This window comes from Bordetella muralis (assembly GCF_965139205.1).
Lineage (GTDB): Bacteria > Pseudomonadota > Gammaproteobacteria > Burkholderiales > Burkholderiaceae_B > Bordetella_A > Bordetella_A muralis.
Genome location: NZ_CBCSIU010000033.1, coordinates 19,921 through 42,415, shown reverse-complemented (window position 1 = coordinate 42,415; position 22,495 = coordinate 19,921). Strand labels below are relative to the sequence as shown.

Sequence of the window (22,495 nt, the reverse complement as noted above, 5' to 3'; positions counted from 1 at the left end):
GGGCCGTAGAGCGCGGATTNAGTCCGCGCAGCGGACCGAGCCCCCTGNTCATGGGGCGAGTCCGTGCGATAGGCCCGGTGCGGCTTTCTGCCCCCCGACAGGAACGTCTAAATAGAGACTCTGTATGCCAGCAAATAATGACTACGCAATCAATCTTTCAACGTAGTCAGATCGACAATCTCTTCTTTGCCGTAAAACTTTACGCCGATATGAATCCGGTCCCGCCCCTGAGAGCGCCGATGCCGGTTCGTGTCGCGCAGTGAATACACGCATCCGCAGTATTCCTGCTGATAGAAGTTTTCCCGCTTGGAAATCTCGATCATGCGCTGAGATCCGCCGCCCTTGCGCCAGTTGTATGTCCAGTAGACCAGATCGTCATAACGGCCCGCTGCACGCTCGCCGCAGCCGTTGATCTGGTTCATGTCTTTCCAGCGCGAAATCCCCAGTGAGCTGGTGATCGTATCGAAGCCGTGTTCGTGTGCATACAACGCCGTGCGCTCGAACCGCATGTCGAAACAGACGGTGCAGCGTTCACCGCGTTCGGGCGAGTTTTCCAGGCCTTTGACTCGGTCGAACCAGTTATCCATGTCGTAATCGGCATCGATGAATTCGATGCCGTGTTGCTCGGCAAAGCGGATGTTTTCCTGCTTGCGGATCTCGTATTCTTTGACGGGATGGATATTGGGGTTGTAGAAGAAAATCGAATAATCGATGCCCGATGCCTGCATGGCTTCCATGACTTCGCCGGAACAGGGCGCGCAGCACGAGTGCATCAGCACCTTGCGGCGGCCGGTGGGCAGTTCGAGTTTGGGACGCACGAATTCAGACATGGCAGGCAGGGGTATGGCGGTAAAAACCCTTATTTTACGATGATTTGCGAGTGCCCCATAGGGCTCTGGCGTGGCGTGTCTGTCTCCAAGGCATGCCGCGTGGCCAGCGCGAGGTCGGCTCCAAGACGGAACAGGGCCGTTTCTTCCAGGAGCGCCTCGAAACTCGACGCTGTCCGGCGGTTCCCGGCCAGCGTTGCCGCCGTTATCCCAGTACCGTGTTCCACAGCGCCGTGACGGCCGCGCGCTCGTCGATCAATCGATCCTGGGGCACGCGGGCTTTTTCGACGCCTTGCAGACGTAGTTGGTGTTGTGTGCGTCGCAAGGTGCGATACGCGTCGCCTGCGAGTTGGGCGAGGTCGGCGGGGATCAGGCCTGCCTCGCTGGCCAGGCGCAACAGCGCGATGTTGCCCAGGTTGTTGACCAGCACCCGATGGGTGGCTGCGTGGCAGAGCACCAGATACTGGGTGACGAATTCCACGTCGACCATGCCCCCGCGATCGTGTTTCAAATCGAAATCGCCGCTCTGGTTGGGATGCCCGGCGCTGATTTTGTCGCGCATGGCGAGGACTTCGTCGCGTAGGGCGGTGGTGTCGCGGGGTTGGACGAGGACGTCGGCGCGAATGCGCTCGAAGTGGGCGCCGATGCTGGTGTCGCCGGCGGCATAGCGGGCGCGGGTCAATGCCTGATGTTCCCAGGCCCAGGCGTGTTTCAACTGGTATTGTTCAAAGGCTTCGACGGACACGGCCAAGAGCCCGGCATCGCCATCGGGCCGCAAGCGCAGGTCGGTTTCGTACAGACGGCCCGACGACGTCATGGTGGAGAGCCATGACGTCATGCGGCGGCCCAGTTTGGCGTAGACCTCGGCGGCGTCGTCACGCGGGTCGTCAAAGAGGAACACCAAATCCAGGTCGGAGGCGTAGCCCAGTTCTTTGCCGCCGAGTTTGCCGTAGGCAATGATGGCGAACTGCGGCGCGGCGCCGGGTTTTTTGTTCACCAGCGGCCAGACGCGGTGAATGGTTTCGGCCAGCAGCATGTCGGCCAGGGCGGATAGCTGGTCGCCGAGCGCTTCGACAGTGAGTTCGCCTTCGAGGTCCTGGGCCAGTAATTGGAAGCTGGCCTGGCGTTGGACGTCGCGCATCAGGTTCATCTGCCGCTCGATATCCGGCTCTCCGTCGGGCAGCTTGCAGGCGTCGAGGTCGGCAGAGAGTTGACGCGCGATCTGCGCAAAATCCAGCGGCTGGAATAGGGTGCGCCAATCGATCAGGCTGTCCAGCAGCAACGGATGCTGCGTCAGGTATTGAGCCGCCCATGGGCTGGCAGCCACCATGCGGGCCACCCGAGCCAGTGTGTCCGGGAATTCGGCCAGCAAAGCCAGATAGGCACTGCGCTGTGCGATGGTTTCGATCAGGTCGAGTAAGCGCACGGCAGCCTGTTGCGGCGCTGACGTCTGCTGGGCGGCCTCGATGGCGGCAGGCAGCAGCGTTTCGAGGCGGCGCCGGCTGCTCTCCGGCAGGGTGCGTACGCGCGGGCCGTTCAACAGGGATTCGGCACGGCGCAGCAGGTCGTCGGCATCCTCGCCGAAGGCCTGCTTGATTTGTTCTGCCAGGCGGCTTTCCGCATCGTGTTCGTCGTCATGGGATGATGACTTGGCATCCTGGGCGTGGTCGAGCCTGGAGGCGGTTGCGGGCTGATCGTCGGTGTCGCCCATGCCGGCCAGACGGAAAGCGTTGCGAAATGTCTGTTCTACAAAGGTCCTGTGTTCCGTCAACGTGCGTTCGAATTCCTCGCTGCCCAGGCCGAGGGCGTTGGCCAGACGAGCGCGTTGTTCGGTATCGCCCGGCAATAGGTGGGTTTGCTCGTCTTCGCGATACTGCAGGGTGTGCTCGACGCGGCGCAGAAAGCGGTAGGCGTTTTCCAGTCGTTGTGCGTCGTCGGTGCTGATCAGGCCGGCATCGCGTTCGGCGTGCAGGGCCTGCAACAGGCCGCGCCGCTGCAGGGCAGGCATGCGGCCGCCGCGGATGAGCTGGAATAATTGCACGACGAATTCGATTTCGCGAATGCCGCCGTCACCGAGTTTGATGTTGTTGGCGCTGTCGACGCCGTTGCGCGCCAAGGCGCGGCGCTGCCAGTCCTGGCGGATGCGTTCGCGCAGGGCGCGTAATGATGCCAGGGCATCGAAGTCGAAATATTTCCGATAGACAAAGGGTACACGCAGGCTTTCGAGCTGGCGGGCTTGTGCGGTGGAGTCGCTATCGGGAAAGGCCTGCGCCGGAATCAAGCGCGCCTTGAGCCAGGCATAGCGCTCCCACTCGCGGCCTTGGGCGACGAGATAGTGTTCGAGCGCATCCAGGCTCCACGCGGGTGGGCCGGAGTCGCCGTCGGGGCGCAGGCGCAGGTCGGTGCGAAACACCTGGCCGTGGGCGTCGGCCTCTGACAGCACAGGCATCATGCGGCGCGTGAGACGCCCATAGAACTCGTGATGGCTGATGCGGCGGGGGCCATCGGTTTCCCCTTCTTCGCCATACAGCATGATCAGATCGATATCTGATGAGACGTTCAACTCGCCGCCGCCGAGCTTGCCCATGCCGAGGATCAGCATCTCCTGAGGAGCCCCGGTGGCGGGATCGCGCGGGATGCCGTGGGTCTCAGCCAGTTCTGCTGCGACGCTGCGATACGTGATGGCCACCGCCAGATCTGCGAGGGCCGTCATGGCGCCTACGACTTCTTCCAATGTGGCCTGGCCCGCCAGGTCGCGCACCATCAACGTCGTGAACACGCGTTCGCGCAGTTTGCGCAGGACCTCCCGGCATTGCGGGACCGGCAGGACGGCCGAGGCCTCGGCGCCTGCCAGTTCTGCTTGCCAGGCGGCCAGCACATTCGGCGTGACGGGGTGATGGCTGGCGACTTCCAGCCAGGCAGCCAGATCGGGATGGGTATCGACACGGCGGCGCAGATAACCGGACCAGGCCAGGGCGGGGGCGAGCAGAGAGGCAGACATGGGAGGGGAGTGCAGACGGAAAGACGCGTTTCAGGTATAAGGGGACGATACCCCAAGAAGTTCTTTCTGCCCACTGCTCTGTGTCGTTAATCGCCAAAGTCTTCCGTTGTCTATTCTGGACCGGTTTCGCCATATATATTGCCGCGGCCGCTGCGCTGCTCGGCTTGCGATATTGGATCCTGCCCAATATCGATCAGTGGCGTCCCCGCATTGAGGCCTATGCCAGCGATGCCCTGGGCGCGCGCGTGCAGATTGGCGAGCTGAGAGCGGATTGGCGCGGCCTGAATCCGAGTCTGCGCTTAACGTCGTTGGTGGTGTACGGCTCGGACAACGAGCCGGTGTTGACCTTGCCGACGGTCTCGGCCGTGTTGGGCTGGCGCAGCGTACTGGTGTTGTCGCCGCGTTTGCTCAGCCTGCGGGTGGATGGGCCGGAATTATGGGTTCGTCGCGACGCGACAGATCATTTGTGGATCGCAGGCCAATCGATCGATCTCAATACCGATACGGACAGTGAGCATGACCGCTCCCCGTTGGTGCGCTGGTTGGCGAATCAACGTGATCTGGCGTTGGTTGGCGCGACAGTGCACTGGCAGGATGAACTGCGGCAGGCTCCCGATGTGGCGTTGCGCAACGTCAGTCTGCGGCTTTACAACGGATTGCTGTCTCACCGCTTTGCTTTATCGGCAGAGCCGCCTGCCACCCTGGCAGGTGAGGTGATGGTGCGTGGCAACGTTCATCGCAATCCTCTGCAGGTGGGGGCGCCCCGTTGGACGGGAGAGCTCTATGCGGAAATCAAGGATGCTGAACCCGAGGCCTGGACACCCTGGCTTTCCGTGCCGGCCGTGTCGGGTCGAGGGGCAGCGCGTGCCTGGTTGACCCTGGATGAGGGAAAGATCACCGATCTCACGGCCGATGCGGCATTGCGCGAGGTGCGATGGCACGCGACCGATGATGCGAGTGCAACGCTCTCGCCATCGCAATCCGGCGGCGAGGCGTCGGCGACGTCTTCCACCTCTGCATCCGGGGCCATCGAGCGTTCCACGGCGACGTCGGCCTCCGGCACGAAAACCCAGACGGCACAGGTAGCTGATGGACATGCTTTTCCATCCGGACCGACGCGGGCGTTGCGCCTGGAGTCTGGCACTTTCCATCTGCAAGGGCCTCCAGGCAGCGTCGTGCAGTGGGACGGCGTGCCGCTGGCTTCCGCGGCAGAGGAGGCGGGGATGACCGTCCGGGCTGAGTTGACCGGCCTGCAGGCCAATCTGCCCGAGACATTCGATCCCGCCTTGCTACAGGCCGATACGGTGCGTCTGGATGCGACTGTGCGTCATCCCTCGCAGCAGCCATTGGTGGTCGACGTCAGGCAGTTTGACCTCGCCAATGAGGATCTGGATGCCCGTCTGAATGGGCGCTGGATCGGGCAGGGCAAGACCATCGCGGGCACCGCGGATTTCCAGGGAAACCTGGCTCGCGGCAGTATGTCGGCGATTCACAAATACCTGCCTTTGACCGTGAACGCCGATGCGCGTGAATGGCTGGCGCGTGGCCTGCCTGCGGGACACATCCGCGATGCTTCAGTGACGGTGAAAGGCGACCTGGACGAATTTCCCTTTGAGGACAAAGAGGATCATGGCCAGTTTCGTATTGCGGGCGCCTACAGCGGGGCGATCGTCGACTATGCGCCGCCGCACGGTCGGAACAAGGGCTGGCCGCGGCTGGAAAATGTCTCGGGTAACTTTGCCGTGGATAAAGTCAGCCTGTCGCTGGATACGCCGGGCGGAGCGATCGCGCATATCGGTGATGACCATACGCTGACGATCGGGGCGGTGAGGGCCACGATTCCCGACATGGAGCACGCGTCGACGCTGCATCTCGATGGTGAGATCTCCGGGGCCGTGCCCGCCTATATGGCGCTGGCAAACCATTATCAATTGGGACAGTTGTTGGACGGCATTCTTGATACCGCCGAAGGCACCGGCAATTGGCGGGTGCCGCTGAAGCTCGAGGTGCCGCTGTTGAACGCGGAAGACACCAAGGTGGATGGACGGATCGTGTTCGCGGACAATGATTTCCGTTTTGTGCCGCAAATGCCGATGTTGCGGGAATTGCAGGGCGAACTGATGTTCTCCGAGCGTGGATTGCGGGTCGATACGCTGCGCACGCAGTTTCTGGGCGGCCAGGCACGTATCAGCGGCAAACTGGAGCAGCGCCAGGACGCGTTGCTTGTCGAAGGAACGCTACCGGCCTCGGGACTGGCGCAATGGATACGCAACCCTCTCATGGAACGCCTTGCGGGCCAGACGTCGTATCGCGGGCATGTCGGCTATGGGCCGGGCGGGATACTGGATCTGGATATTGATTCGGACCTGGCTGGGATGGCGATCGACCTGCCCGCACCGCTTGGCAAGACGAAAACGGCTGCGTTGCCGCTGAAAGCGAGTTGGGGTGCGTCGAGTGCAGCCGATAGCGGCAAGCGCGATCAATTGTCGGTGAAGGTCGGATCGGATATCGCTTTGTTGCTGGAGCATGACCGCGCCTCTCGCGGCAGTTACTTCGCACGCGGCGCGCTGGGTGTCAGCCGGCCCGCTGTCCTGCCTGCGGTCCCGGGGATGCTGGTCGATATCCAAATGCCGGAATTGGATCTGGATGCCTGGCAGCAGGTGACCGATGAGGCCGGGGTCGGCAAGAAGGCCGATAGGGATAAAGACGCGGCGGCGCGTTCGGATGCGCTGCCGATACTGAACCAGATCAATGTGAATACGCAGCGTCTGCAGGTGGCGGGCTGGTCGCTGGACAGTTTGACGCTGGCCGCCACGCGCCCGCAGCCCACGCAGTGGCAGGTGTCGCTGAATTCCAAGCAGGCGGCCGGTTCGCTATCCTGGCAGGAGGCTTCAGGCGCGATTGCCGGGCGCGTGATTGCGCGGCTCAAGCATCTGGCCTTGGGAGGGGATTCGGACGTGGCCACCAGCATGCCCGTCAAGGACAGGCCGACCCCCGACGATGACCTGTCCGATATCCCGGCAATCGATCTGCAGGCCGACCAATTTTCCTTGTATGGCCGCGATGTCGGCAAGCTCGAGGTCTTGGGAACCAATCTGGAAAGAGGGCAGTTGTGGCGGTTGGACAAACTGCACATCGGCAATGAGTCGGCGACCCTGGATGCGACGGGCAGTTGGCGGCTTACCGGCGCGCAGCGAGGCCTGACTGTCGATGCCAAGGCCCAATTCAAGGATCTGGGCGCATTTGTGGACCGCATTGGCTACAAAGACTACGTGGGCGGCGGCAGTGGTTCGATCGTGGGCAAGTTGACGTGGCGCGATCTGCCCTGGACGCATGATCTGGCCAATCTCGATGGCAAGATGCAGATCAGCCTGGACAAAGGGCGGTTCTTGAATGTGAATTCCCGCAGCGCCCGTTTGCTGGAATTGCTGTCCTTGCAATCATTGCAGCGCTTGGCCAAGCTGGAGGCGAATCCAGCCGATGCCTGGCGCGACGGTTTCCCGTTCGACACGATCCGGGGGGATATGGCCTTGAGCCGCGGTATCGCGCACACCGAGGGTTATAAGCTCAACGGCCCGGTGGCGACGATTGTATTGGCCGGCGATACCGACATCATCGCCGAGCAGTGGAACATGAAAGCGGTCGTGATTCCCAATCTGGATGCCAGCGGGGCGGCCGTCGTGACGGCATTGGCGGTGAATCCCTTGATCGGGCTCGGCGCGTTTGTGACGCAGTGGTTATTGAAACAGCCGCTGGCTCGCGCGATGACAATGGAATACGCCGTGACGGGATCGTGGGATGATCCCAAGGTTGCTCCGATAGAGACGAAGCATGTGCCAAATCATTCGCCGAATAATGACTATGTCGAGCATTAAAAACGGGCGCTGCAAGAGCGCCCGATACAGACCTGAGGCGGGCCGCGTATCCACGTACGGACCCTGATGCCTAGGATTTATTTCTTCATCATGTCGAAGAACTCGGCGTTGGTCTTGGTGGCGCGCATCTTGTCCAGGATGAATTCCATCGATTGGATTTCGTCCATGTCGTGGATGAACTTGCGCAACACCCAGACCTTTTGCAGCAGGTCGGGTTTGATCAGCAGTTCTTCGCGGCGGGTGCCGGATTTGTTCAGGTTGATGGCCGGATAGACGCGTTTTTCGGCCAGACGGCGCTCGAGGTGGACTTCGGAGTTACCCGTGCCCTTGAATTCCTCGTAGATGACTTCGTCCATACGGCTGCCGGTTTCGATCAGTGCCGTACCCAGGATGGTCAGCGAGCCGCCTTCTTCGAGGTTGCGCGCAGCGCCGAAGAAACGCTTGGGGCGTTGCAGCGCGTTGGCGTCGACACCACCGGTCAGGACCTTGCCCGAAGCGGGCACCACGGTGTTGTAGGCGCGCGCCAGACGGGTGATGGAGTCCAGCAGGATCACCACGTCTTTTTTCATTTCGACCAGACGCTTGGCCTTTTCGATGACCATTTCCGCGACTTGTACGTGGCGGGTGGCGGGCTCGTCAAAGGTCGATGCGACGACTTCGCCGCGCACCGTGCGCTGCATCTCGGTGACTTCCTCGGGCCGTTCGTCGACCAGCAGGACGATCATGACGGCTTCGGGGTAATTGGTCGTGATGGCGTGCGCGATGTGCTGCATCATCACGGTCTTGCCCGATTTGGGGCTGGCGACGATCAGACCGCGCTGGCCTTTGCCGATGGGGGCAAAGATGTCCATGATCCGGCCGGTCAGGTTTTCTTCGCTCTTGATGTCGCGTTCCAGACGCATCGGCTGATTCGGGTGCAGCGGCGTCAGGTTCTCGAACATGATGCGATGCTTGATCGCTTCGGGGGCCGAGCCGTTGACCTTGTCGACTTTGACCAGGGCAAAGTAACGCTCGCCGTCTTTCGGCGTGCGGACCTCGCCCTCGATGGAGTCGCCGGTGTGCAGGTTGAAACGGCGGATCTGTGACGGCGAAATATAGATGTCGTCGGTGCTGGCCAGGTACGAGGTCTCGGGAGAACGCAGAAAGCCAAAGCCGTCGGGCAGGACTTCCAGTACGCCGTCGCCGAAGATCTGCTCGCCTTGTTTGGCCCGGCGCTTCATGATGGCGAACATCAGCTCTTGCTTGCGCAAGCGGTTGGCGTTTTCGATTTCCAGGCCGGCGGCCATTTCCAGCAACTGCGAAACGTGCAGCGCCTTCAGTTCATTGAGGTGCATCGCGGTGAAAGGGGGATAGTAGAGAAGGGTCTTGGCGGCAGGCCACGGACGGGCCCGCGCGGTAATCTCAGACGGAGCGCCGACCAGGTCGGCGATGTGTTTACAACACGTAGTGTATTACAACGCGCCGTCGAGGAAAGCAGTTAATTGCGATTTTGACAGGGCGCCGACTTTCGTGGCGGCGGCTTGGCCATCCTTGAACAGCATCAGCGTGGGGATGCCACGGATGCCATATTTGGCGGCGGTGTCCTGGTTTTCGTCGACGTTCAGCTTGGCGACCGTCAGGCGGCCGGCGTACTCGGAGGCGACTTCCTCCAGGAGGGGGGCGATCATCTTGCAGGGGCCACACCAGGCCGCCCAGTAATCGACCAGCACCGGCTGACCGGATTTGATCACATCGGTATCGAAGCTTGCATCGCTGACGTTCTTGATTTGCTCGCTCATGGTGATTCTCGGTTCCGCGGCATGATGGGCGTCAGACGCCCCTGCCATTTTTGTTCTACTAAAAGGTAGGTGAGGCATTAAGCATACCACTGTTGAAAACAACAGGGTTTGCCAGTTTTGTGTAGCATGTTGCGTCGTGGTCGACGGAATCCAGAAACTGGCACAACGCCATTCTGTCATTCTTTGACCTGCAAACTACTTATCCTACCGAATTCGGACTGGTCAGGACGTGCGCATCCTACCTAAGGCCGCGCAAAATCTAGACTTATCCGTAAAATGTCGGTTTTTTTCCACAGATCTTGGGGATAACTTGGCTACACCACGTTACACCGAAGCCTCCATCCGAGTCCTGAAGGGGCTGGAGCCGGTGCGTCAGCGTCCGGGCATGTACACCCGCACCGAAAATCCCCTGCACGTCGTGCAGGAGGTCATCGACAATGCCGCTGATGAGGCGCTCGCCGGCTACGGCAAGCAGATCCAGGTCACCCTGCATACCGACGGCAGTGTGTCGGTCGAGGACGATGGCCGCGGGATTCCCGTCGGCCTGCACCCCGAAGAAAACGCGCCGGTGGTCGAACTGGTCTTTACGCGGCTGCACGCCGGGGGCAAATTCGACAAGCAAGGCGGCGGGGCTTATGCCTTTTCCGGTGGCCTGCACGGCGTCGGGGTATCCGTCACCAACGCACTGGCGACGCGGCTCGAAGTCGTCGTCTGGCGCGATGGCGCGACCAACCGTCTGGTTTTCCAGGGCGGCGATGTGACCGAGCCCTTGGCGCCGTATCCGGAAGCAGGACGCAAAAAGTCCGGCACCCGCGTGCGTGTCTGGCCCGACGGCAAATATTTCGACAGCCCCCAGATCCCACTGGGCGAGCTGAATCACCTGCTGCGCAGCAAGGCTGTACTGCTGCCCGGCGTGAAAGTCACGCTGATCAACGAAAAAACCGGCGACACCAAGGTCTGGCAATACACCGATGGTCTGCGCGGCTACTTGGCCGAGGCGCTGTCAGGCTCGGAACTGATGGTGCCGTTTTTCGAGGGCCAGCAGTATGCCGGCGCCGATCACGAGAGCTTTGCCGACGGTGAGGGCGCGCAATGGGTCGTCGCCTGGACCGAGGACGGCAATGCGGTGCGTGAGTCCTACGTCAATCTGATTCCCACGCCGGCAGGCGGCACGCACGAGTCGGGGTTGCGCGAGGGCCTGTTCTCGGCGGTCAAGGGGTTTGCAGAACTGCACAGCTTGCTGCCCAAGGGCGTCAAGCTGTTGCCCGAGGACGTTTTCTCGCGCGCCAGTTTCGTGCTGTCGGCCAAGGTCCTCGACCCGCAATTCCAGGGGCAGATCAAAGAACGTCTGAACAGCCGCGACGCAGTGCGTCTGGTCGGAGGCTTCGCGAAAAGCGCGCTCGATCTCTGGCTGCACAGCAACGTCGAATACGGCAAGAAATTGGCTGAGCTGGCGATCCGCCAGGCCCAGGCGCGTGCGCGTTCGGCGCAGAAAGTCGAAAAGCGCAAGAGCTCGGGCGTGGCGGTGTTGCCGGGCAAGCTGACCGATTGCGAGTCCTCCGACGCTACCCGTACCGAGGTGTTCCTGGTCGAGGGCGACTCGGCTGGCGGCTCGGCCAAAATGGGCCGCGACAAGGAATTCCAGGCGATCTTGCCGCTGCGTGGCAAGGTCCTCAACTCCTGGGAGGTGGACCGCGATCGTCTGTTCGCCAATAACGAAATCCACGATATTTCCGTGGCGATCGGGGTGGATCCGCATGGCCCGAAAGATTCGCCGGATTTGTCGGGGTTGCGTTATGGCCGCATCTGCATCCTGTCGGACGCTGACGTGGACGGCTCGCACATCCAGGTGCTGCTGTTGACGCTGTTCTATCGTCATTTCCCCAAGCTGGTCGAGGCGGGGCACGTATACGTAGCCAAGCCCCCCTTGTTCCGTCTGGACGTGCCCGCGCAAGGCAAGCGCCCCGCGCGCAAGATCTATTGCCTGGATCAGGGCGAGCTCGAGGCGGCACAAGACAAGCTGCTCAAGGAAGGCGTGCGCGAGGGCGCATGGAGCATCAGCCGATTCAAAGGGCTGGGTGAAATGAATCCAGAGCAGTTGTGGGAAACCACGATGAATCCCGATACGCGACGGTTGCTGCCCGTAGGCTATGGTGCACTGACCCCCGAGGACACCACCAGCATGTTCGACATGCTGATGGGTAAAGGCGAGTCATCGCAGCGCCGTGCCTGGATCGAGGAAAAGGGTAATCTCGCTGAGCTCGATATTTGATTCCGGCCTAATCAGGCAGCTAGACCTGCATGGATCAACACTGCCTTGGCCGACCCGGTAAGAATGCCTCCTGGACTGTGTTCTGCACAATCCGCCCTGAAAAGGGCAGCCAGTGCGTAAGCGCAGCGGAGGCTTTTCCTCAAAGCAATTTCGACGACACATGACTGACAGCAATCAACCTGGCTTGTTTGACGAAGCCGCCGGCGGGGCCGAAGAGGCCATCACGCTGGGCCGCTATGCCGAGCAGGCCTATCTGGACTACGCCGTATCCGTGGTGCGCGGCCGCGCCTTGCCCGATGTGGGCGATGGGCAAAAGCCGGTACAGCGCCGTATTCTTTTCGCCATGCAGGACATGGGCCTGGGCCCCGGCGCCAAACCGGTCAAATCCGCGCGCGTGGTGGGCGATGTGCTGGGTAAATATCACCCGCACGGCGACCAGGCGGCGTATGACGCCATGGTGCGCATGGCGCAGGATTTCTCGCTGCGCTATCCGCTGATCGATGGCCATGGCAACTTCGGTTCGCGCGACGGCGACAATGCCGCCGCGATGCGTTATACCGAAGCGCGTTTGACGCCGTTTTCGCGTCTGCTGCTCGACGAGCTTGACGAGGGCACCGTCGATTTCGCGCCGAACTATGACGGCAGCCAACAAGAGCCGCAAATGTTGCCGGCACGTTTGCCGGTGATGCTGCTCAACGGCGCCTCGGGCATCGCCGTGGGGATGGCGACGGAGATCCCGGCGCACAACCTGCGCGAGGTGGCGCAGGCGTGCGTGGCGTTGATCAAGCAGCCGAGCCTGCCCGATACCGAGTTGTACGCGATGGTGCCGGGCCCCGATTTCGCCGGCGGCGGCCAAATCATCACGCCGGCGGCCGACATCGCGCAGATCTACCAGGGCGGCCGCGGCTCGCTCAAGGCGCGTGCACGCTGGCAGTTCGAGGAAATGGCGCGCGGCCAGTGGCAACTGGTCGTGCACGAACTGCCTCCCGGCACGTCCTGCCAGAAGGTCCTCGAGGAAATCGAAGAGCTCACCAACCCGAAGGTCAAGTCCGGTAAAAAGAGCCTGACGGCCGACCAGCAGCAGTCCAAGGCCGTCATGCTGAACTTGCTGGACGCCGTGCGCGACGAGTCTGGCAAGGACGCCGCCGTACGTCTGGTGTTCGAGCCCAAGACCTCGCGCGTGGATCGCGATGAGTTCGTCAATACGCTGCTCGCGCAGACCAGTATGGAAAGCAGTGTGCCGATCAACCTGGTGTGCATCGGCACCGACGGCCGTCCGCGTCAAAAGGGACTGCGCGACATTTTGACCGAGTGGGTGGCGTTCCGCACCGATACGGTCGTGCGTCGTACCCGCCATCGCTTGGACAAGGTCACGGATCGCATCCATGTGCTCGAAGGGCGCATGGTCGTGTACCTGAATGTCGATGAGGTCATTCAGACGATCCGCGAATCCGACGAGCCCAAGGCGGCGCTGATGCAGCGTTTCTCGTTGTCCGAACGCCAGGCCGAAGACATCCTCGAAATGCGCTTGCGGCAATTGGCGCGTCTGGAAGGCTTCAAGATCGAGCAGGAGCTGACTGACAAACGTGCCGAACAGGCAAAGCTGCAAGAATTGCTGGATAACCCGTCCTCGCTCAAGCGCCTGCTGATCAAGGAAATCGAGGCCGACGCGAAGCAATATGGCGACGATCGCCGTACCTTGATCGAAACCGCCGAGCGCGCCGTGCTGGAAACCAAGGTGCTGGACGAGCCCGTCACGGTCGTTGTGTCGCAAAAAGGCTGGTTGCGCGCGCGTCAGGGGCATGGCCATGATGCCTCGCAGTTTGGTTTCAAACAAGGCGATGATTTGTATGGCGCCTTTGAGTGCCGCACCACGGATATGCTGATCGCGGTGGGCGACAATGGCCGGGTATATACCGTCGCAGTTTCAGGTTTGCCCTCGGCGAGAGGCGACGGGCAGCCCGTCACCACGATGATCGATCTGTCGCCAGGTACGCGCATCGTCCATAGCATCGCGGCGGCTCCGGATAGCCGCTGGCTGCTGGCCACGCAACGTGGTTTTGGTTTCGCAGCCAAGCTCAGCGATATGACCTCGCGTCAGCGTGCGGGTAAGCAATTCATCACGCTCGAAGACGGCGATGCGTTGTTGCGGCCAGTCCCGTTGTTTGCCGGGGCCCAGCAATTGGCGTTGTTGTCGGCCAAGGGCAAGTGCCTGGTGTTTGGGTTGGACGAGGTCAAGTCCCTGTCGGGCGGTGGCCGCGGCACCATCTTGATGGGCCTGGACGCAGCAGACAAACTCGAACAAGCCGTACCTGTCGGGGCAGGCGGGTTGCGCGCAACAGGCGTGTATCGCAACAAGCAAACCGAAGACATCCTGGTTGGCCCGACCCTGGCGCCGTACATCGGCAAGCGGGCTCGCAAAGGCCGCACGCTGGACGTGCGGCCCAAGCTGCCGGTGCTGCTGTCGCCGGTGCTCTAGTCGACGTCACGCATTAAGGGGGCATGTATCCCGATCATTGGGCTGCTATCTGTTTCGGATAGCGGCCCAATTTGTTGACGCCGCCAAAGCACTTCCGTGGCGGACGATGCTGGACCAGCTACGTTTTTGTGTGCGCTGCATCGGCAGATACCTGAATGTTTTCAGGTTTTCATTCCTCGTCATCATGCGTCACAATAATCAAAAATTCAATTTATCTAGTCGAGGATGACCGAATGAAACTGACCGCCGATGCCCGCGGGGTATTCCCCATCGCTCCCACGCCCTTTTTTGACGATGGCGCCGTGGATCATGCCTCCATCGATCGGATGATGGATTTCTATCATGGCTGCGGATCCACCGGGCTGACCGTGTTGGGCCAATTGGGCGAAGCCCCCAAACTGGATTTCAACGAGTCTCTGGAAATCGCCTCTCAGGTCATCGGTAAATCCGCTGGCATCCCCATCGTCGTCGGCGTGTCCGCGCCGGGCTTCGCCTCGATGCGTTCTCTGACGCGAGCCGTCATGGATCGCGGCGCTGCAGGCGTCATGATCGCGCCGCCCAACACCTTGCGTACCGACGACCAGATCGTAAATTACTACCATCAAGCCGTCGAGGCCATCGGTGACGACGTGCCCTTTGTGCTGCAAGACTATCCGCTGACCTTTTCCGTACAAATGGCGCCTGGAGTCATCAAGCGCATCGTGGATGATCTGGCCTCATGCGTGATGCTGAAACACGAGGACTGGCCAGGCCTCGAAAAGATCTCGACGTTGCGCCGCTACGAGGCCGAGGGTGCCATGCGTCACATCTCGATCCTGTGCGGCAATAACGGCCTGTTCCTGGACTACGAAATGAATCGCGGCGCGGACGGCGCCAACACGGGATATTGTTTTCCCGACATGCTGTGCGATTTCGTCCGCATGATCGGCGAGGGCCAAAAAGAAGAGGCGCACGATCTCTTTGACGCCCACCTGCCTCTGCTGCGTTACGAGCAACAGCCCGGCGTTGGTCTGGCGGTACGCAAATACGTGATGATGCGGCGAGGCATCCTGTCCAGCGCCGCGCAACGCCGTCCCGGTGGCGCGCTGACGCCCGCCGCGCGCAGCGAGGTCGATCATCTGCTGACGCGCCTGGCACGTCACGATCCCCGCGCAGGAAAGCTCGTCGCTTAGCTGGAGAGCTTCAACCCGATCAAGCCGGCCGCGATCAATAGCACGCTGATCACTCGCATGGGGCTCAACGCCTCGTGAAACAGCACCAGGCCGGCGACGAATGCGCCGATCGCGCCTATGCCGACCCAAATGGCATAGGCGGTGCCCAGTGGTAGCGTTTTCATGGCGAGCGAGAGCAGCCAGAAGCTGATCAACATGCCGACCAGGGTGACGGCAGAGGGAACGAGACGGGTAAAACCCTCGGTGTATTTCAGGCCGACGGCCCAGACGACCTCAAAAAGTCCCGCGAGTACAAGAATGATCCAGGCCATGATGTGCAGCCCCTTTTCAATAGCCAGCGAGATGCTGGCACTGGGGCCGTCCCCGGATAGGAAAGCGACCGGCAGGTCGCCGGCGGGGCGCCGGCGGCTGCGTCGGGCCGTCCCGACGCAGCAAAGATTATAGAATAGCAAATTGACCGCCGTGTGGCAGGGGCCCTCTATCCCAGTCACGGTGTCGGCGCCACGCATTTTCCTAAAGATTCGTACACATGAGTTTCCAGGTCACTGTTCAACCCAGCCAGCATCAATTTTCCGTCGAGGCCGGCCAGACCGTGCTGGACGCCGCCTTGGCCGCCGGTATCGTGCTGCCCTACAGCTGCCGCAATGGCGCGTGCTCTACCTGTAAAGGCAAAGTCGTCTCCGGCCAAGTCGATGCAGGGGAGTATCCCGCCCAGATCTTGTCGCCCGAGGAGCTCTCCCAGGGTTACACGCTGTTTTGCCAGGCTCACCCACAATCTGATCTGGTGGTTGAGTCTACCGAGGTCAGGCTGGCCAGCGACATCCAGATTCGCAAACTGCCCGCACGCGTACAAGAAATGGCCCTGGCCGCACCGGATGTGACAGTGCTGCGTCTGCAACTGCCTGCAGCCGATCCTTTCCGCTATTACGCAGGACAATACGTCGAAATCATCCTGAAAGACGGCAAGCGGCGCAGTTACTCCATGGCGAGCGCGCCGCATACCGGCAGTCCGCTGGAGCTGCATATCCGGCATATGCCGGGTGGCGTGTTTACGGATCACGTTTTCGGTGCGGGCGATACGCAAATGAAAGTCCGTGAAATTCTTCGCCTGGAGGGGCCGTTCGGCTCATTCTTCCTGCGTGAAGACTCTGACAAGCCGATCGTGCTGTTGGCCAGCGGCACGGGCTTTGCACCGGTCAAGGCGATTGTCGAGCACATGGCACATCACAATATTCAACGTCCTGTATCACTGTACTGGGGCGGCCGCCGTCCGCGGGACCTGTACATGAACGAATTGGCGCAGTCCTGGGCCGATACCTTGCCGGATTTTCGTTACATTCCCGTTGTGTCTGATGGTTTACCCGAGGATGCCTGGGCGGGTCGCACGGGCTTTGTCCATGAGGCGGTCATGCAGGACCTGCCGGATCTGTCCGGCTACCAGGTTTATGCCTGCGGTGCGCCACCCATGGTGGATGCAGCACGGCGGCAATTCACGGCCCAGTGCGGCTTGCCGGCCGAGGAGTTCTACGCCGACGCCTTCACCTCGCAGGCAGATCTGGCCGTCGCCGGGGGCTGAGACAGAAATGCCGCTCGCGCCAGCAACGACCGTCGCTAAAAAGCCGCACCGAAACCTTTGGGTGTAAATAGATACCGACCCTGCTTTTATGTCATAGGCGAGGGTCCGCTGGCGCTGTACACTGCGGCACGAAACTTTGATCGGATTCAAGCTGCGACAGCAGGGGCATGACCCTGCGGCCAGCGGCGCAAGGAGCAAGTCGCGCATGAGAGTTGTGGTGTTGGGTAGCGGCATTATTGGCATTTCCAGCGCCTGGTGGTTGAGCCAGGCCGGCCATGACGTCGTGGTGATTGATCGTCGCCCCGGCGCAGCGCAGGAAACCAGCCTGGCCAATGGCGGACAGATCTCGGTGTCGTACGCCGAGCCCTGGGCCAACCCCCAAGCCCCCCTGAAACTGCTGAAATGGATGTTTCAGGACGATGCGCCGCTGTTGTTCCGTCCCCAACTCGATTGGCGGCAGTGGGCGTGGGTCTTGGCGTTTCTGCGCGAATGTCTGCCGGGGCGCTTGGCCCCCAATATCCGCGCCATGGTGCGCTTGGCCGAATATAGCCGCAGCACTTTGCAGGGCATGCGTGCTGAGCTGGGGATCACCTACGACCACCTGGAACGCGGCATCCTCAATTTCTATCGTGATCAACGCGAGTTCGAAACATCACAAAGGGCTGCAGGATTGATGCGCGATTTCGGCGTCGAGCGCCGTGTCGTCACCGCTGATGAGGTGATTGCCATCGAGCCCGCGCTGGCATCCTGCCGGGCTACCATCGTCGGCGGCGACTACACGCCGGAAGACGAAAGCGGAGATGTGCATTTATTCGCCACGAGCCTGGCTCGCCGGTGCGAAGCCGCAGGCGTCGAATTCCGTTTCGAAACCAGCGCGACCCGCCTGATCACCGAAGGCGGTCAGGTACAGAGTCTGGAAGTCATCCAGCCCGATGGCCGCTATGCCCGCGTGGCGGCCGATGCCTACGTCGTGGCGATGGGCAGCTTCAGCCCGCGCCTGCTGCGACCGTTGGGTGTGCCGTGCAACGTGTATCCGGCCAAAGGCTATTCCGCGACGTTCGATATCGTCGATCCGGCCCGCGCGCCGTCTGTCAGCCTGACCGACAGCAGCCACAAAGTCGTCGTATCGCGCTTGGGCAATCGCCTGCGCATGGCGGGAACAGCCGAGTTGTCCGGCTATTCCCGATCGCTGAATATGGGCCGTTGCGAGGCCTTGACGCGCCTGGCGCGTGAATTGTTTCCCGGCGCCCTCGATGTTGAGGGCGTCAGCTATTGGTCGGGTTTGCGCCCGGCCACCCCTTCGAACGTGCCGCTCATCGGCCGGACCCGCATCCCCAACCTGTATCTGAATACAGGCCATGGCACGCTGGGTTGGACCATGGGTGTCGGTTCGGGTCGGGCTTTGGCCGATCTGCTCAGCGGACGTAAACCAGAGCCTGAATTTCCTTTTCTTGGTCTACAAAACCTATGAAGACATTGCAATTGGCGGGCTTGACCCGTGGATTGGGCGCCAACCGGCGCACCTGGGTATTCGGCGTAGCTATGGCGGTCGCAGGAGCCGCGCACGGTGCTGGCGTCGAGATTCAGGTGTGGCATACCCTGAGCGGCCCCAACAAAGCCGAATTTGAAAAGCTCACGAAGAAGTACAACAAAGAGCAGGACGAGGTCGTCGTTGAATTACGCGACTTCTCGGATACCAAAGCCCTGCAAGCTGCCGCTACCGAGGCTATCAAGAAAAAATCCGGTCCCAACCTCGTGCAATTGGCGGACAACCGCTCGCCCGAGATGGTCTCCGAGCACAAGGCGATTCTGCCTTTGCATCAGTTGCTGGCCAAGTATCCGATCAAGGACTTGAACTGGTTCCTGCCGTCCACCTCAAGCTTTGTCCGCGACAGCAAAGGGCGCTTGTTGGCCTTTCCGTGGATGGCCGAAGTGCCGGTCATGTTCTACAACCTGAGCTACTACAAAAAGGCCGGGCTGGATCAGAACAACCCATCACGTACCTGGGCTGACTTGCAAGGCGACCTGCTCAAGCTGCGTGACGTGGCCAACCTGGATTGTCCTTATGCGTCCAGCAACCAGGTGCAGGTCCATCTGGAAAACCTGGCGCCCATCAACAAGCAGTTGTACACCTCGAACGACAACGGTCTGGCTGCCAGCAAAGCTGCGCCCGTGCTGAAGTTCGATACCTTGTACATGCGTCATATCTCGTTGATGGTCAGCTGGAAGCGTTCGTTCCTGCTCACCGAACACTCCGAAGGCACGCAAAGCGATGCGTTGTTCGCCAACGGAAAATGCGGCGTGCTGATGTCGGGGTCCGGCTCCGCCGGTACGTTCATGCATACGCGCAATCTCTCGTTTGGGGTTGCTCCGCTGCCGTACTATCCGCAAGCGACTCCCAGCGCAGGACGTCCCTTTGTCAGCGGCTCCGCGTTGTGGGCGATCGATGGCCGTCCGCAAAACCAGGAAAAAGCGACAGCGCAGTTCCTGGCCTGGTTGTCCAAGCCGGTCAATGCGGCCGAGTGGCATCAGCAAACCGGTTATCTGCCTTTGACCGATGCGGCATTGCGTGCGGCCGACGTGTCGTTCTACGACAAAGTCCCCGGCGCCAAGGCTCTGGTTGATTCGATGAAAGGTGATGCAGGCGCGACCAGCCGAGGCTTTCGCATGGCCAACTATGACCGTGTCGAGCCTGTCTTGAGCAACGAGTTGAGCCAGGCACTGGAAGGCAAAACGCCTCCCATGGCCGCGCTGAACAGCGCCTCGGATCAAGCACGCAAAATCGTGCAGCAACGCTAATCGTCATCGCGACGTTTGCGCGTCACATCCGGGCCGTGGCGGTTAATACCGCCACGGTTTTTTTTTTGTGACCACCGGCCCAGCGTCCGTGTGTCGACTGCGATAGCGAGCGCTTTGCTGGGCGGTGAGACGATCACCGTTGCACGCGTTGTTGCCACCACGCCTTGCCCTGCATCCAGCGCTTGCGCAGTCCTCGCGCGGCAATGGGGTCTAGAAAACCATCAGCGCTTTCCGGATCCAGAATCTCGTTGTCGGCAATAAAGGTGTCCAGTGCACTGGGCTTGATGAGATCCAGCAATTCCAGTGTTTTGCCGGTGCTCCGGCAGGCTTCAATGGCATCAACCAATGATCCACAGCGCTCGAAATGGCCCCGGCGATTTTGGCGGACGTGAAGTATTGATTTTCGAAATAGATGAAATCCTTAGCCGCAGCGATCATGTCCAGGTAGAGGGCTTCGATTTCCCGGATCTCGGATAGCTCTTGATAACAGGCACGGGTGCGAGCAATCGCAATCTCGACGTTCTCAAACTGCACAGCGAGATCAGCGGGCCATAGGTCGCTATCGCTCGCCGGGATTGGCTTCAGATGCGCGGTGGTCGCCGAGTGCCAGCGGTCTCGTGACAGCTCCGCCAGCGCCTGCGCGGCGGCGCCGGTGAGCATCATGGTCGTATCGTGCCACGGCGGATAAGCCTTTCCGTTAGGCAAGCGCCGCTTGGGGTCGTTGTCGACGTGTTCCGAGGTATCCCAGCGTGCTGTCGCGATATCAATGCCTCCGCATACCGCCAGTTGGCCTTTAGTTTAGGACCATGGTGCAATGGCTCCGGCAGGCCCCGCGTAGTGGTCCGCGCAGCGAGCGGACCACACGCATGACACTCCTATCAAGTCACCGGGCCCGGATTGAACAGCACCAGAGCGTTGTGCAGTTTCCAGCGTTCCGCCCAGGTTTGCTTGCGGCCGCTGGCGACATCCAACAGCAGGTGGAACATCTCCCAGCCGAGTTCCTCGATGCTCAGCTCGCCATCGGCGATACGTCCGGCATTTACATCCATCAGATCGTGCCAACGGCGCGCCAGATCGCTGCGAGTCGCGACTTTGACGACGGGTACCTCTGCCAGGCCATAAGGCGTGCCGCGGCCCGTCGTGAAGATATGCAGGTTCATGCCTGCAGCCAACTGCAGTGCGCCGCAAATAAAATCGCTCGCCGGCGTGGCAGCATAAACTAGGCCCTTTTCGATGCCGCGATCACGCAGGCTTTCGCCAGGGCTCAAGACCCCATTGATGGCGGCGGTCCCGGATTTGATCACCGAGCCCATCGCTTTTTCGACGATGTTTGAAAGCCCGCCCTTTTTGTTGCCGGGCGACGTGTTGGCACTGCGGTCTGCCTGTCCGCGTTGCAGATACGCGTCATACCAGGCCATTTCATGCACGATGGCTTCGGCGACCTCGACCGATTCTGCACGTTTAGTCAATTGCTCGACGCTGTCACGCACCTCTGTGGTCTCAGAGAACATGATGGTCGCGCCCGCCCGCACCAGCAGGTCTGCGCAGAACCCTACCGCGGGATTTGCCGTTACGCCGGAAAACGCATCGCTGCCCCCGCACTGCACACCTACGACCAGATCCGATGCCGGGCATGTCTCGCGACGGCGGCGGTTCAGCCGTTCCAGATGCGGCACAGCTTGAGCCAGAATGGCGTCGATCATCGCTTGAAAACCAACGTGTTCGTCGTCTTGCAGCCGCATGACGTCCAGCCCCTGGCTCATCGAGCCATCGGCCTGAATCGGGATACTGTTGGCGGGCATCAAACGCTCGGGCTGCAGCTTTTCGCAGCCCAGGCTCACGATCATGACCTCGCCGCCGAAATTCGGATTGCGGCTGATGTTGCGCAGCGTGCGTATGGGAACTATCGCGTCAGGTGCGTCGATGGCGACACCGCAGCCATAGCCGTGTTCCAGTACGACCACGCCGTCCACATTCGGATAGCGCGGCAGCAGTTCAGCGCGAATGCGCTGCAGTGCATGTTCCACTACGCCCGCCACACATTGCACCGTGGTGCTGATCGCCAGCAGATTGCGCGTGCCTACCGTGCCATCGGCATTGCGATACCCTTCAAACGTATAACCCTCCAGCGGGGGCAGGGCGGCCGGTGTGTGGGTAGCCATCGGCAGATCATCCAGACCGCGCGCCGCTGGCATCGTCAATACGTTTTCATTGACCCAACTGCCCGCGGGCAAATCACGATTCGCGTAGCCGATGGTGACGTTGTAGCGCCGGACCTCCGCGCCTTCGGCGATGTCGGTCAGCGCCACTTTGTGGCCTTGCGGGACGCGCTCGCGTAGCTGCGGACCATTCGGCAATTGAGCCCCGGCGCCGAGACCGCCCAGGTTGGCCACAATGGCGACGTTGTCGTTCGGATGCATGCTGATCGCACGCGGAGTGTCGGTGGCGGGCGAGGCCACCGCCGTAGCGGATGAAGTACAGGTCGACATACCTAAGGGCTGAGAAGAAGAGTAAAGGGATGATCGTTGAGGTTATGAATGTTAACGTTAACTATTTTTGGCGTCAACGTGCATGCTTGGGGCTGGGGAAATGCGCACAGAGGCCTCTGTGCTGTAGGCCGTCCTGTCGCGCATCTCGGAGCAGGGAGATTTTGCCGCAACGGATTTGAGGGAGGGGGCTGGCAGGATATTCCATTGCGTGGAATTCATGGGATCCC

The 22,495-nt window shown here is 61.1% G+C and carries 14 protein-coding genes; 7 read left to right on the top strand and 7 right to left on the bottom strand.

Translation table 11 applies throughout. The annotated features are described in order from the left end of the window. Positions 1-149 precede the first annotated feature (149 nt). Positions 150-830, bottom strand: a complete 681-nt coding sequence (locus ACNA0I_RS25285) for an epoxyqueuosine reductase QueH (protein WP_415808786.1) — start codon at positions 828-830, stop codon at positions 150-152. Positions 831-1,032: 202 nt separating this feature from the next. Continuing rightward, positions 1,033-3,828: a bifunctional [glutamate--ammonia ligase]-adenylyl-L-tyrosine phosphorylase/[glutamate--ammonia-ligase] adenylyltransferase gene (gene glnE, locus ACNA0I_RS25280; RefSeq protein WP_415808785.1), complete on the bottom strand. Its 2,796-nt coding sequence runs from the start codon at positions 3,826-3,828 to the stop codon at positions 1,033-1,035. Positions 3,829-3,908: 80 nt separating this feature from the next. Between glnE and ACNA0I_RS25275 the strand changes: the two genes are divergently transcribed. Next, complete coding sequence (locus ACNA0I_RS25275; RefSeq protein WP_415808784.1) at positions 3,909-7,703, top strand: YhdP family protein; 3,795 nt, start codon at positions 3,909-3,911, stop codon at positions 7,701-7,703. 77 nt (positions 7,704-7,780) lie between these two features. Here ACNA0I_RS25275 and rho read toward each other — a convergent pair whose 3' ends face one another. After that, on the bottom strand, positions 7,781-9,037 hold the full coding sequence (gene rho, locus ACNA0I_RS25270) for a transcription termination factor Rho (RefSeq protein WP_415808783.1): 1,257 nt from the start codon (positions 9,035-9,037) through the stop codon (positions 7,781-7,783). A 117-nt stretch (positions 9,038-9,154) separates the two neighbouring features. Beyond that, positions 9,155-9,481 carry a thioredoxin TrxA gene (gene trxA / locus ACNA0I_RS25265; protein ID WP_415808782.1) on the bottom strand — a complete coding sequence of 109 codons (327 nt, stop codon included), beginning with the start codon at positions 9,479-9,481 and terminating at the stop codon, positions 9,155-9,157. Positions 9,482-9,791: 310 nt separating this feature from the next. Between trxA and ACNA0I_RS25260 the strand changes: the two genes are divergently transcribed. From ACNA0I_RS25260 to ACNA0I_RS25250, 3 genes are all read left to right on the top strand, one after another. After that, positions 9,792-11,753: a DNA topoisomerase IV subunit B gene (locus tag ACNA0I_RS25260; protein ID WP_415808781.1), complete on the top strand. Its 1,962-nt coding sequence runs from the start codon at positions 9,792-9,794 to the stop codon at positions 11,751-11,753. A 160-nt stretch (positions 11,754-11,913) separates the two neighbouring features. Next, a complete protein-coding gene (gene parC, locus ACNA0I_RS25255) occupies positions 11,914-14,232 on the top strand; it encodes a DNA topoisomerase IV subunit A (RefSeq protein WP_415808780.1) in 2,319 nt (772 codons plus the stop codon). 233 nt (positions 14,233-14,465) lie between these two features. Then, positions 14,466-15,404, top strand: coding sequence for a dihydrodipicolinate synthase family protein (locus ACNA0I_RS25250; protein ID WP_415808779.1), 939 nt, complete (start codon positions 14,466-14,468; stop codon positions 15,402-15,404). Here the strand turns inward: ACNA0I_RS25250 and sugE are convergent. Next, complete coding sequence (sugE, locus tag ACNA0I_RS25245) at positions 15,401-15,715, bottom strand: quaternary ammonium compound efflux SMR transporter SugE (RefSeq protein WP_415808778.1); 315 nt, start codon at positions 15,713-15,715, stop codon at positions 15,401-15,403. The two genes, ACNA0I_RS25250 and sugE, sit on opposite strands and share 4 nt — an antisense overlap. A 218-nt stretch (positions 15,716-15,933) precedes the next feature. On the opposite strand from sugE, the gene ACNA0I_RS25240 reads away from it, so the two are divergent. The 3 genes from ACNA0I_RS25240 (at position 15,934) to ACNA0I_RS25230 (ending at position 19,779) form a co-directional block, all read left to right on the top strand. Continuing rightward, a complete protein-coding gene (locus tag ACNA0I_RS25240) occupies positions 15,934-16,980 on the top strand; it encodes a CDP-6-deoxy-delta-3,4-glucoseen reductase (protein ID WP_415808777.1) in 1,047 nt (348 codons plus the stop codon). A gap of 205 nt (positions 16,981-17,185) precedes the next feature. Next, on the top strand, positions 17,186-18,451 hold the full coding sequence (locus ACNA0I_RS25235; protein WP_415808776.1) for a D-amino acid dehydrogenase: 1,266 nt from the start codon (positions 17,186-17,188) through the stop codon (positions 18,449-18,451). Continuing rightward, positions 18,448-19,779, top strand: coding sequence for an extracellular solute-binding protein (locus ACNA0I_RS25230; protein WP_415808775.1), 1,332 nt, complete (start codon positions 18,448-18,450; stop codon positions 19,777-19,779). Before ACNA0I_RS25235 ends, ACNA0I_RS25230 begins: the two co-directional genes overlap by 4 nt. Before the next feature lie 210 nt (positions 19,780-19,989). On the opposite strand, the gene ACNA0I_RS25225 is transcribed toward ACNA0I_RS25230, so the two are convergent. Together ACNA0I_RS25225 and garD are read right to left on the bottom strand one after the other, a co-directional pair. Continuing rightward, positions 19,990-20,439, bottom strand: a complete 450-nt coding sequence (locus ACNA0I_RS25225) for a hypothetical protein (protein ID WP_415808774.1) — start codon at positions 20,437-20,439, stop codon at positions 19,990-19,992. A gap of 218 nt (positions 20,440-20,657) precedes the next feature. Beyond that, positions 20,658-22,268 carry a galactarate dehydratase gene (gene garD, locus ACNA0I_RS25220; protein ID WP_415808773.1) on the bottom strand — a complete coding sequence of 537 codons (1,611 nt, stop codon included), beginning with the start codon at positions 22,266-22,268 and terminating at the stop codon, positions 20,658-20,660. Positions 22,269-22,495: the final 227 nt, after the last annotated feature.